The sequence below is a fragment of the Streptomyces sp. NBC_01363 genome (assembly GCF_026340595.1).
Taxonomy (GTDB): Bacteria; Actinomycetota; Actinomycetes; order Streptomycetales; family Streptomycetaceae; genus Streptomyces.
On the sequence record NZ_JAPEPF010000001.1, the window covers coordinates 1,332,576 to 1,345,179 of the forward strand.

Below are 12,604 nucleotides of genomic sequence, written 5' to 3' on the forward strand. Positions count from 1 at the left end.
TTCGTTATTTCAGAACTAACACAGTGGACGCGAGCAACTGAGGACAAGCCCTCGGCCTATTAGTACCAGTCAGCTCCACCCGTTACCGGGCTTCCACATCTGGCCTATCAACCCAGTCGTCTACTGGGAGCCTTAACCCTTCAAGAGGGTGGGAATACTCATCTCGAAGCAGGCTTCCCGCTTAGATGCTTTCAGCGGTTATCCTTTCCGAACGTAGCCAACCAGCCATGCCCTTGGCAGAACAACTGGCACACCAGAGGTTCGTCCGTCCCGGTCCTCTCGTACTAGGGACAGCCCTTCTCAATATTCCTACGCGCACAGCGGATAGGGACCGAACTGTCTCACGACGTTCTAAACCCAGCTCGCGTACCGCTTTAATGGGCGAACAGCCCAACCCTTGGGACCGACTCCAGCCCCAGGATGCGACGAGCCGACATCGAGGTGCCAAACCATCCCGTCGATATGGACTCTTGGGGAAGATCAGCCTGTTATCCCCGGGGTACCTTTTATCCGTTGAGCGACAGCGCTTCCACAAGCCACTGCCGGATCACTAGTCCCGACTTTCGTCCCTGCTCGACCCGTCGGTCTCACAGTCAAGCTCCCTTGTGCACTTACACTCAACACCTGATTGCCAACCAGGCTGAGGGAACCTTTGGGCGCCTCCGTTACTCTTTAGGAGGCAACCGCCCCAGTTAAACTACCCATCAGACACTGTCCCTGATCCGGATCACGGACCCAGGTTAGACATCCAGCACGACCAGAGTGGTATTTCAACGACGACTCCACAACCACTGGCGTGGCCGCTTCAAAGTCTCCCACCTATCCTACACAAGCCGAACCGAACACCAATATCAAACTGTAGTAAAGGTCCCGGGGTCTTTCCGTCCTGCTGCGCGAAACGAGCATCTTTACTCGTAGTGCAATTTCACCGGGCCTATGGTTGAGACAGTCGAGAAGTCGTTACGCCATTCGTGCAGGTCGGAACTTACCCGACAAGGAATTTCGCTACCTTAGGATGGTTATAGTTACCACCGCCGTTTACTGGCGCTTAAGTTCTCAGCTTCGCCGACCCGAAAGTCAGCTAACCGGTCCCCTTAACGTTCCAGCACCGGGCAGGCGTCAGTCCGTATACATCGCCTTACGGCTTCGCACGGACCTGTGTTTTTAGTAAACAGTCGCTTCTCGCTGGTCTCTGCGGCCACCCCCAGCTCATGGAGTAAATCCACTCACCAGTGATGGCCCCCCTTCTCCCGAAGTTACGGGGGCATTTTGCCGAGTTCCTTAACCATAGTTCACCCGAACGCCTCGGTATTCTCTACCTGACCACCTGAGTCGGTTTAGGGTACGGGCCGCCATGAAACTCGCTAGAGGCTTTTCTCGACAGCATAGGATCATCCACTTCACCACAATCGGCTCGGCATCAGGTCTCAGACTATATGCACGACGGATTTGCCTACCGTGCGTCCTACACCCTTACCCCGGGACAACCACCGCCCGGGCTGGACTACCTTCCTGCGTCACCCCATCGCTTACCTACTACAAGTCTGGTTCATCGGCTCCACCACTACCCTCAACTCCGAAGAGATCGGGCCGGCTTCACGGACTTAGCATCGCCTGATTCAGTATTGGGCGTTTCAAAGCGGGTACCGGAATATCAACCGGTTGTCCATCGACTACGCCTGTCGGCCTCGCCTTAGGTCCCGACTTACCCTGGGCAGATCAGCTTGACCCAGGAACCCTTAGTCAATCGGCGCACACGTTTCTCACGTGTGTATCGCTACTCATGCCTGCATTCTCACTCGTGAACCGTCCACAACTCGCTTCCGCGGCTGCTTCACCCGGCACACGACGCTCCCCTACCCATCCACACAGGCGTTGGCCCTTCATGTGTGAATGACACGACTTCGGCGGTACGCTTGAGCCCCGCTACATTGTCGGCGCGGAATCACTTGACCAGTGAGCTATTACGCACTCTTTCAAGGGTGGCTGCTTCTAAGCCAACCTCCTGGTTGTCTCTGCGACTCCACATCCTTTCCCACTTAGCGTACGCTTAGGGGCCTTAGTCGATGCTCTGGGCTGTTTCCCTCTCGACCATGGAGCTTATCCCCCACAGTCTCACTGCCGTGCTCTCACTTACCGGCATTCGGAGTTTGGCTAAGGTCAGTAACCCGGTAGGGCCCATCGCCTATCCAGTGCTCTACCTCCGGCAAGAAACACACGACGCTGCACCTAAATGCATTTCGGGGAGAACCAGCTATCACGGAGTTTGATTGGCCTTTCACCCCTAACCACAGGTCATCCCCCAGGTTTTCAACCCTGGTGGGTTCGGTCCTCCACGAAGTCTTACCTCCGCTTCAACCTGCCCATGGCTAGATCACTCCGCTTCGGGTCTTGAGCGTGCTACTGAAACGCCCTATTCGGACTCGCTTTCGCTACGGCTTCCCCACACGGGTTAACCTCGCAACACACCGCAAACTCGCAGGCTCATTCTTCAAAAGGCACGCAGTCACGACTGCATGTGCAAGCACACACAGCGACGCTCCCACGGCTTGTAGGCACACGGTTTCAGGTACTATTTCACTCCGCTCCCGCGGTACTTTTCACCATTCCCTCACGGTACTATCCGCTATCGGTCACCAGGGAATATTTAGGCTTAGCGGGTGGTCCCGCCAGATTCACACGGGATTTCTCGGGCCCCGTGCTACTTGGGTGTCTCTCAAACGAGCCGTCAATGTTTCAGCTACGGGGGTCTTACCCTCTACGCCGGACCTTTCGCATGTCCTTCGCCTACATCAACGGTTTCTGACTCGTCTCACGGCCGGCAGACCGCAAAAGAGAGATCCCACAACCCCGCATGCGCAACCCCTGCCGGGTATCACACGCATACGGTTTGGCCTCATCCGGTTTCGCTCGCCACTACTCCCGGAATCACGGTTGTTTTCTCTTCCTGAGGGTACTGAGATGTTTCACTTCCCCTCGTTCCCTCCACACTGCCTATGTGTTCAGCAGCGGGTGACAGCCCATGACGACTGCCGGGTTTCCCCATTCGGACACCCCCGGATCAAAGCTCGGTTGACAGCTCCCCGGGGCCTATCGTGGCCTCCCACGTCCTTCATCGGTTCCTGGTGCCAAGGCATCCACCGTGCGCCCTTAAAAACTTGGCCACAGATGCTCGCGTCCACTGTGCAGTTCTCAAACAACGACCAGCCACCCATCACCCCGCTCCGAAGAACAGGTTCACTGGGGCCGGCAACTGAAGGCGACCATGACGGCCGTACCCTCAGATACCCAACAACGTGCCCGACCCGACCTGCCGTCCCCCACGTTCCACGCCGAAGCAGTACTAGTGAAAAACAACCTGTCGTGCCGAATAGTCAACGTTCCACCCATGAGCAACCACCGTCGAACATTTGCCGACGAAATGGCCTCTGGACTCCTTGCGGAATCTAGATGCTCCTTAGAAAGGAGGTGATCCAGCCGCACCTTCCGGTACGGCTACCTTGTTACGACTTCGTCCCAATCGCCAGTCCCACCTTCGACAGCTCCCTCCCACAAGGGGTTGGGCCACCGGCTTCGGGTGTTACCGACTTTCGTGACGTGACGGGCGGTGTGTACAAGGCCCGGGAACGTATTCACCGCAGCAATGCTGATCTGCGATTACTAGCAACTCCGACTTCATGGGGTCGAGTTGCAGACCCCAATCCGAACTGAGACCGGCTTTTTGAGATTCGCTCCGCCTCACGGCATCGCAGCTCATTGTACCGGCCATTGTAGCACGTGTGCAGCCCAAGACATAAGGGGCATGATGACTTGACGTCGTCCCCACCTTCCTCCGAGTTGACCCCGGCAGTCTCCTGTGAGTCCCCATCACCCCGAAGGGCATGCTGGCAACACAGAACAAGGGTTGCGCTCGTTGCGGGACTTAACCCAACATCTCACGACACGAGCTGACGACAGCCATGCACCACCTGTACACCGACCACAAGGGGGGCACCATCTCTGATGCTTTCCGGTGTATGTCAAGCCTTGGTAAGGTTCTTCGCGTTGCGTCGAATTAAGCCACATGCTCCGCTGCTTGTGCGGGCCCCCGTCAATTCCTTTGAGTTTTAGCCTTGCGGCCGTACTCCCCAGGCGGGGAACTTAATGCGTTAGCTGCGGCACCGACGACGTGGAATGTCGCCAACACCTAGTTCCCAACGTTTACGGCGTGGACTACCAGGGTATCTAATCCTGTTCGCTCCCCACGCTTTCGCTCCTCAGCGTCAGTAATGGCCCAGAGATCCGCCTTCGCCACCGGTGTTCCTCCTGATATCTGCGCATTTCACCGCTACACCAGGAATTCCGATCTCCCCTACCACACTCTAGCCTGCCCGTATCGACTGCAGACCCGGGGTTAAGCCCCGGGCTTTCACAACCGACGCAACAAGCCGCCTACGAGCTCTTTACGCCCAATAATTCCGGACAACGCTTGCGCCCTACGTATTACCGCGGCTGCTGGCACGTAGTTAGCCGGCGCTTCTTCTGCAGGTACCGTCACTCTCGCTTCTTCCCTGCTGAAAGAGGTTTACAACCCGAAGGCCGTCATCCCTCACGCGGCGTCGCTGCATCAGGCTTTCGCCCATTGTGCAATATTCCCCACTGCTGCCTCCCGTAGGAGTCTGGGCCGTGTCTCAGTCCCAGTGTGGCCGGTCGCCCTCTCAGGCCGGCTACCCGTCGTCGCCTTGGTAGGCCATCACCCCACCAACAAGCTGATAGGCCGCGGGCTCATCCTTCACCGCCGGAGCTTTCAACCCCGTCCCATGCGGGACAGAGTGTTATCCGGTATTAGACCCCGTTTCCAGGGCTTGTCCCAGAGTGAAGGGCAGATTGCCCACGTGTTACTCACCCGTTCGCCACTAATCCACCCCGAAGGGCTTCATCGTTCGACTTGCATGTGTTAAGCACGCCGCCAGCGTTCGTCCTGAGCCAGGATCAAACTCTCCGTGAATGTTTTCCCGTGATCGGGACAACACAACACGAGAGCGGAACGACCGGACGGAATAAGACCGGTCGTTCACAGCGTCCTCGCTGTGTAAATTGCCCACCGGGTCAGTGACCCCGTGGGACTTTCAAAGGAACCTCCAACCTGCCGAAGCAGGCCGGGGTATCAACATATCTGGCGTTGACTTTTGGCACGCTGTTGAGTTCTCAAGGAACGGACGCTTCCTTTGTACTCACCCTCTCGGGCTTTCCTCCGGGCTTTTCCCTTCGGTCTTGCGTTTCCGACTCTATCAGACTCTTTCGTGTCCGATTCCCGGTCGAAGCGGGTTGCGCTTTCCAGTTCTTCGCTTTCGCGCTTCCCTTTCCGGCGAGTCCGACTCTATCAGATCCTTTCGGGCCTGATTCCCAGTCAGCGGGGTTCGTCTTCCCGGCTGTTGGGCCGTTCCGACGTCCAAACTCTAGCGGATTTTCCCGGCGACTCATAATCGAGTCTTCGAAATTAATTTCGGCATGCCGAAATTGTCCCGAGTGGGAGATCGTGCTGAGTTTTGGTTGCCGCATTCGCGGCGGGATCGGTTGTCGCAGAACCGTTCCGGCTCCGTGACAACTCGAAGAACCTTACGGATCGAGGAGGGGTGTGTCAACCCCGCCAGGTCAAGCCCTTTTCCCACGTGTCGGACACGGGTTCAGTCCAGATCGGTGAGGCGGCCGCCGGCGTCCGGCTGGGCGTGCTCCACGCGGCGCAGGAGGCGGATCAGCATGTCGCCGAGGCCCCCGCGTTCGTCGCCCGTGAGGTCCTGGAGCAGGTCCTCCTCGAAGTCGGTGGCCATGCGCATGGCCTCCAGCCACTTCGTACGGCCCTCGTCGGTCAGCTCGACGATCACGCGCACCCGGTTGTTCTCGTCCCGGTCCCGGGTGACCAGGCCCTCGCCCGCCATGCGGTCGATGCGGTGGGTCATCGCCGCCGGGGTGAGACCCAGGCGCTTGGCCAGCTCTCCCGGGCCCAGGCGGTACGGGGAGCCGGCCAGGACCAGGGTCTTGAGGACCTCCCACTCGGCGTTGCTGATGCCGAGGGCGGCGAGCTGGCGTCCGTACGCCACGTTCATCCGGCGGTTCAGCCGGCCCAGGGCCGAGACGACCTGCTCGACCTGGGGGTCCAGGTCGCGGAACTCGCGCTGGTAGGCGGCGATCTGCTCGTCGAGGCTCGGCTCCTGCGGTCCGGGCTGCTCGGTGGTGTCAGGCATGGCGGGCAGTATGGCACGCCCTCCAAAGCCTTCGAAGTCCTTCGGGTTGTATTGTTGAGGTTCTAACTTTAGTGCTAAAGTCTTCGGGTTCGAGTCGTTCGGAAGACTCGGCATGTCGCTTCGAGACCTTGAGGTAGGTGAGTGTGACCAGGGAGATGGGTGCAGCACTTCGGCGGATCCAGCTGGGGAGCGCGCTGAGCGCGTTCGGGCTGGGGTTCACCGTTCCGTATCTGTACGTCTATGTGGCACAGGTACGGGATCTGGGTGCTGGCACCGCGGGAGTCGTACTGGCGGTCTTCGCCATGGCGGCGCTGGCCGTTCTGCCGTTCACCGGTCGGGCCATCGACCGGCGCGGGCCGCTGCCCGTGCTCGTTATCGCCTCGGCCGTCGCTTCCCTGGGCGCAGTCGCCCTCGGTCTGTCGTCGGGCGTGACCGCTTCCGTGCTGTCGGCCGCGGTCCTCGGCGCGGGTACGGCGGTCATGCAGCCGGCGCTCGCCACCATGCTCGTGTGGTGCTCCAGCACCGCCACCCGTACCCGCGCCTTCGCCATGCAGTTCTTCCTGCAGAACCTCGGGCTCGGTATCGGCGGGCTCGTCGGCGGCCAGATCGTCGACACGAACCGGCCGGAGACCTTCACCCTGCTGTTCCTCATCGAGGCCGCGATGTTCGTCGTGCTCGGTGTCATCGCCTCCACGGTGCGGCTGTCCCGTACGCCGTCCTTCTCGGACGCCAGGCCCACCGACGGGTCCAAGGCGCCGGGCGGGCTGCGGGTGCTGCTCTCGCACCGGGCCATGGTGCAGCTGTGTGTGCTGGGCTTCGTGCTGTTCTTCGCCTGCTACGGACAGTTCGAGTCCGGGCTCGCGGCGTACGGCACCGAGGCCGCCGGGATGCAGCCTTCGACGCTCGGGATCGCGCTGGCCGCCAACACCGCCGTCATCGTCGTGGCGCAGTTCGTCGTGCTGCGGTTCGTCGAGCGCCGCAGGCGCAGCCGGGTCATTGCCTCGGTCGGTCTGATCTGGGCGTTCGCCTGGATCGTGGCGGGGTATGCCGGGCTCGGACACGGCAGTCAGACGATGGCGACCGCCGCGATGATCTCCACGTACGCGCTGTTCGGACTCGGTGAGTCGATGCTGTCGCCGACCGTGGCCCCGCTGGTGGCCGATCTGGCGCCGGAGTCGATGGTCGGGCAGTACAACTCCGCGTTCGCCCTGTGCAAGCAGCTCGCGCTGGCGGTCGGTCCGGCCGTGGGCGGGCCGATGGGGGCGACGCTGCACGGGCCGTACATCGTGACGTTCGTGCTGTTCTCGCTGGGCATCACGGCGCTGGCGCTGCGGCTCGGACGGCAGCTCACTCCCGTACAGGACCAGCCCTCGCTGGAGACGGTGCCTTCCCGGGTGGTGGCCGTGTCACTGCCGGATGCGGAGCCCAGCTCCGCCTCCACGGCTGCCGCCGCTCACTGAGCGGCCGGGCCCTGTCCGCGACGGGGCCCTCACTGCGGCAGGGCGAATTCGCACCAGACCGCTTTGCCGCCGCCCGGTGTGCGGCGGCTGCCCCAGGACGAGGCGATCGTCGCGACGATGGAGATGCCGCGGCCCGCTTCGTCCGCCGGGTCGGCCCGGCGGCGGCGCGGCAGGTGGTCGTCGCCGTCGGTCACCTCGATGATCAGCCGCCGGTCGGTGCGCCGCAGGCCCAGGCGCATCGGCGGGGTGCCGTGCTTGAGCGAGTTCGCGACGAGTTCGCCGGCGGCCAGGACGCCCAGGTCGCACAGCTCGACCGGGAATCGCCACGAGGTCAGGACCCCGGTCGCGAAGGCGCGGGCGCGCGGGGCCGCCTCGATGCCGCCGAGGAGATCGAGCGAGGCGTTGTGGAACAGCTCCGCGTCCGCCCCCGAGCGGGCGGGGTGCTGGACCACCAGCACGGCCACGTCGTCGTCGTGTTCCGCGGTGACGCCCAGGGAGCGGATCAGCCGGTCGCAGACCACCTGGGGTGAACCCTTGGCACCGGACAGGGCTCGTTCCAGCGCGGCGACGCCCTCGTCGATGTCCTCGCTCCGGCGCTCCACCAGTCCGTCCGTGTAGAGGACGGCGGTGGAACCGGGTGGCAGCGGGATCGTGCCCGAGGTGTGGATCCAGCCGCCGGTACCGAGTGGCGGTCCGGTCGGGTCCTCGGCGCGGTGGACCGTACCGTCCTCGTCGCACACCAGGATCGGCAGGTGGCCGGCGGAGGAGTAGACGAGCCTGCCCTCGTTGGGATCGTGGACCGCGTAGGCGCAGGTGGCGATCTGGCTGGCGTCGATCTCGGCGGCGAGACCGTCCAGGAGCTGAAGGACCTCGTGCGGCGGGAGGTCGAGGCGGGCGTAGGCGCGTACGGCCGTGCGGAGCTGGCCCATGACGGCGGCGGCCCGCACCCCGCGTCCCATCACGTCCCCGATGACCAGGGCGGTGCGGCCCGCGCCGAGGGTGATGACGTCGTACCAGTCGCCGCCGACCGCGGCGTCCGTGCCGCCGGGCTGGTAGGTGGCGGCGATCCGGAGGTCGTCGGGCTGCTCCAGCTCCTGCGGGAGCAGGGAACGCTGGAGGGTGACGGCCGTTTCGCGGTGGCGGCGCTCGCTGGCGCGGAGCCGTTCGGCCGCTTCGGCGTGGTCGGTGACATCGGCCGCGTACACGAGCACGCCGCCTTCGCCCCCTCTTCCTCTGCCCCTGTTGCTCTTGTTGCCCTTGCTGGTCCTGCTCTGCTTTCCGGGGGCGCCGTTGTCGCCGTCGGCTTCGTCGTCCCTGTCGCGGTGCACCGGGGTGCAGGTCACGGTGTACGAATTGCCGCTGCGGGCCTTGCGGGACTTGACCGTGCGAGGGGTGCCGCTGCGCAGGACCTGGTCCATGAGGGGCAGCAGGCTCAGCTCGTCGAGCTCCGGCATGGCCTCGGCGGCGGTGGCGCCGGCCGGGCGGGGCCCGAAGGCGGCGGCGTAGGCGTCGTTGACGTACGCGATCCGGTGCTCGGGGCCGTACACCAGGGCCACCAGGGCGGGCAGCTGGCCGAGGATGTCCCGGGCCGAGAGGTCCTCCAGCGCGGGGCCGCCCGGCCGGGGAGCCTCGCCGCGCGAGTCGTCCCGCGGATCGTGCCCCGTCCCGCCGTGCGTGCCGCTGTGTGTGTCGCCCTCCGGCGGGCGGGGCCCGGTCGTCTCGGGCTGTGCGTACTCGGCGCGGGCCGAGGGCACGGAACTGCGGTCGTCCCGTGCGGCGGCGCGGCGCTGCGTTCCGGGTAGGCGGGCGCTCCAGCGCGTGAAGTTCACGGAATTTCTGGCCTCGTGTGTCGGTCTGGTCCGCTCTTGCGGGCTGCTCACTGTCGGTCACTGCCGGCCGGGTCACTCTGTGCAGATGTGGGCCCACCTATGGTCACACGTCCAGTGTGGCGGACCGTACGGACAGTTGTCGGTACGGTCCGCCCCCTGGCGGACGCTCCGGCGGGTCGACGGTCCGTCAGCCGCCGTTCCGCGGCGGGCCGTCGGGCCCGGGGGGAAGGTCCGGTCCCGGCGAGTTGCCGGGGCCCGGCGGGGTGTCCCTGTTGTGCGGCGGGCCGTTCGGCCCGGGGCGTCTGCCGCCCGCGGCGAGCTCGAATTCGGCGCGCGGGTGTTCCAGCGAACCGAGGGAGACGATCTCGCGCTTGAAGAGTCCGGCAAGGGTCCATTCGGCAAGGACGCGGGCCTTCCGGTTGAACGTGGGGACACGGCTGAGGTGGTACGTGCGGTGCATCAGCCAGGCCGGAAAGCCCTTGAGCTTGCGGCCGTACACATGGGCGACGCCCTTGTGGAGGCCGAGCGAGGCGACGGAGCCCGCGTAGCTGTGCCGGTACTCCTCCAGGGGCTCTCCGGCGATCGACGCGAAAATATTCCCGGCGAGGACCTTGGCCTGGCGCACCGCGTGCTGGGCGTTGGGTGCGGTCTCCTTGCCCGTTTCCGCGGCGGTCAGGTCGGGTACGGCCGCGGCGTCCCCGGCGGCCCAGGCGTGCTCGACGCCCTCGACGGCGAGTTGCGCCGTGCACCTGAGCCTGCCGCGTTCGTCGAGCGGCAGATCGGTTGCGGCGAGGATCGGTGCGGGTCTGACGCCCGCGGTCCACACGAGGGTGCGGGTCGGGAACCTGGAACCGTCGCTCAGGACGGCGATCCGGTCCTCGCAGGACTCCAGCCGGGTGTCGAGGCGTACGTCGATGTTGCGGCCGCGCAGCTCACGGATCGCGTAGGTGCCCATCGCCTCGCCGACCTCGGGGAGGATGCGGCCGGACGCCTCGACGAGGATCCATTTCAGGTCCTCGGCCTTGATGTTGTGGTAGTACCGCGAGGTGTAGCGGGCCATGTCCTCCAGTTCGGCGAGGGCCTCGACGCCCGCGTATCCGCCGCCGACGACGACGAAGGTGAGCGCGGCGTCGCGGATGGCGGGGTCGCGGGTGGCGGAGGCGATGTCCATCTGCTCGATGACGTGGTTGCGCAGGCCGATGGCCTCCTCGACAGTCTTGAAGCCGATGCCGTGGTCGGCGAGGCCGGGGACCGGGAGGGTGCGCGAGACGGAGCCGGGGGCGAGGACGAGTTCGTCGTACGGGATCTCGACCGCGCCGGTGCCCTCCTCCCCCGTGGCGAGGGTGGTGACGGTCGCCGTGCGCTTGGCGTGGTCGACGCTCTGCGCCTCGCCGATCACGATCTTGCAGTGCGCGAGGACGCGGCGGAGCGGCACGACGACATGGCGCGGTGAGATCGAACCGGCCGCCGCTTCGGGCAGGAACGGCTGATACGTCATATAGGGCTCAGGAGTGACGACCACGATCTCGGCCTCACCGCTGCTGAGTCTCTGCTTCAGCTTCCGCTGGAGACGCAGCGCTGTGTACATCCCGACGTAGCCGCCACCGATGACGAGAATGCGCACACCCGGCGGGGGGCCGGGGGGTGTTCCCCCGGAATCTGAAGCCATCACCACCCCATGACGCAACGTGCTCAAGGGTTTGTCCACAGCCTCGACAAATTGTGTGACCGGAGGTTTTGTACGGGCGGTTACCGCGGGCCGCGACGGCGATACGCAAGCCGCGCAGGTCAGGGGTTGGAGTGGGGGCCCTGGGCAGGGGCCGAATCAGTGACCAACCGGTCCTTGCTCCGATCGGGGGGCGCTCCGTGCGGAACTACCCCCTTCTGAATTGAGCCGGGCTCAACTATGTTCGTATGTCGTCGGGGTGACGGGTTGGGACGATGATCCACTCTCCGGCTCAAACGGCGGGAAGTCTCCGGGGGGAGACGTCATAACCGGGGGAACAGTTATGCACATTCAGGATTCTCATTGGCAGACTGCTGCTGCGGTTCCGTCCCATTCGTCCGACGGAACGGGACGAAACGGAGCGGTGGGAACGGTCGGGGCGGTGGCGTCGACGAGTTCGGTCGCCACGGTCGGAGCGAACGGGGCGAACGGGGCGAACGGGGCGACGACCGCGTCGACCGGGACGAATGGCCGCACGGCTCCGCTTCGCGTGGATGCACAGCGCAATCTGGAACATGTCCTGCGAGCCGCGCGTGAGGTGTTCGGCGAGCTGGGATACGGGGCTCCGATGGAGGATGTGGCGCGACGCGCCAGAGTCGGAGTCGGCACGGTGTACCGCCGGTTCCCGAGCAAGGACGTGCTGGTCCGCCGGATAGCCGAGGAAGAGACCTCCCGGCTGACGGACCAGGCCCGGACCGCGCTCGGCCAGGAGGACGAGCCGTGGTCGGCGCTGTCGCGCTTCCTGCGGACGTCCGTGGCCTCGGGCGCGGGGCGGCTGCTGCCGCCCCAGGTCCTGCGGGTCGGCGTCGATGTCGATTCCGACGGCGTCGCCTCGACGGTGGCCGGGGAGTCGGTGACCCTGTCGGGCTCGGCGTCGGCATCGGTGTCGGGCAGTGGCCGCGACGAGGCCCGCGTGCCTCAGCAGCGCCAGGGCGCCGGCCAGGCCGACCTCCGGCCGGCCGACGAGCGTTCCGCCGCGGAGACCGGCATCGAGGACGATGACACGGGTGCCGGCGAGCTGTTGGAGGTGGTCGGCCGCCTGGTCGACCGGGCACGGGCAGCCGGTGAACTGCGTCGTGACGTGACGGTCGCGGATGTACTGCTGGTGATAGCGACGGCGGCGCCTTCGCTGCCTGACGCGGCTCAGCAGGCCGCCGCTTCGAGCCGGCTCCTGGACATCCTGCTGGAGGGGCTGCGCTCCCGGCCGGTCGCCTGAGCGGAATGCGCCGGGTGCGCGGGCGCAGTGGCGGGTGCCGCCGCTGCGCCCGGCGTGCCGACGCCGGAGCGTGTTGTTGAGCGGTTGAGTTCCTTCGCGTGAGCGTCGGTGGATGTGGCCCGTTTTGATGGGGTCTCGGCCGACGGCCC

6 protein-coding genes and 2 rRNA genes are annotated in these 12,604 nt (G+C 64.8%); 2 read left to right on the forward strand and 6 right to left on the reverse strand.

All coding sequences use genetic code 11. From position 1 onward, the window contains the following. Positions 1 to 39: 39 nt before the first annotated feature. The 3 genes from OG611_RS06340 to OG611_RS06350 all read right to left on the reverse strand — a co-directional run bounded on the left by OG611_RS06340 (position 40) and on the right by OG611_RS06350 (position 6,224). Positions 40 to 3,164, reverse strand: a 23S ribosomal RNA gene (locus OG611_RS06340). Between the two features lie 297 nt (positions 3,165 to 3,461). Then, positions 3,462 to 4,987, reverse strand: a 16S ribosomal RNA gene (locus tag OG611_RS06345). Together the 16S and 23S rRNA genes form the textbook arrangement of a ribosomal RNA operon. Positions 4,988 to 5,666: 679 nt before the next feature. Continuing rightward, positions 5,667 to 6,224, reverse strand: coding sequence for a MarR family winged helix-turn-helix transcriptional regulator (locus OG611_RS06350; RefSeq protein ID WP_072488604.1), 558 nt, complete (start codon positions 6,222 to 6,224; stop codon positions 5,667 to 5,669). A gap of 155 nt (positions 6,225 to 6,379) precedes the next feature. Between OG611_RS06350 and OG611_RS06355 the strand changes: the two genes are divergently transcribed. Next, complete coding sequence (locus OG611_RS06355) at positions 6,380 to 7,684, forward strand: MFS transporter (RefSeq protein ID WP_266416383.1); 1,305 nt, start codon at positions 6,380 to 6,382, stop codon at positions 7,682 to 7,684. A gap of 29 nt (positions 7,685 to 7,713) precedes the next feature. On the opposite strand, the gene OG611_RS06360 is transcribed toward OG611_RS06355, so the two are convergent. From OG611_RS06360 to OG611_RS06370, 3 genes are all read right to left on the reverse strand, one after another. Further along, complete coding sequence (locus OG611_RS06360) at positions 7,714 to 9,513, reverse strand: SpoIIE family protein phosphatase (protein ID WP_266416384.1); 1,800 nt, start codon at positions 9,511 to 9,513, stop codon at positions 7,714 to 7,716. Positions 9,514 to 9,700: 187 nt separating this feature from the next. Further along, positions 9,701 to 11,182, reverse strand: a complete 1,482-nt coding sequence (locus OG611_RS06365) for an NAD(P)/FAD-dependent oxidoreductase (protein WP_266416386.1) — start codon at positions 11,180 to 11,182, stop codon at positions 9,701 to 9,703. A 357-nt stretch (positions 11,183 to 11,539) separates the two neighbouring features. Further along, the gene (locus OG611_RS06370) at positions 11,540 to 11,716 is read right to left on the reverse strand and encodes a hypothetical protein (protein WP_266416388.1); all 177 of its coding nucleotides are present in this window, start codon (positions 11,714 to 11,716) and stop codon (positions 11,540 to 11,542) included. Between the two features lie 13 nt (positions 11,717 to 11,729). On the opposite strand from OG611_RS06370, the gene OG611_RS06375 reads away from it, so the two are divergent. Then, entirely contained in the window at positions 11,730 to 12,455 is a 726-nt protein-coding gene (locus OG611_RS06375; protein ID WP_266416389.1) for a TetR/AcrR family transcriptional regulator, read from the forward strand. Positions 12,456 to 12,604 lie beyond the last annotated feature (149 nt).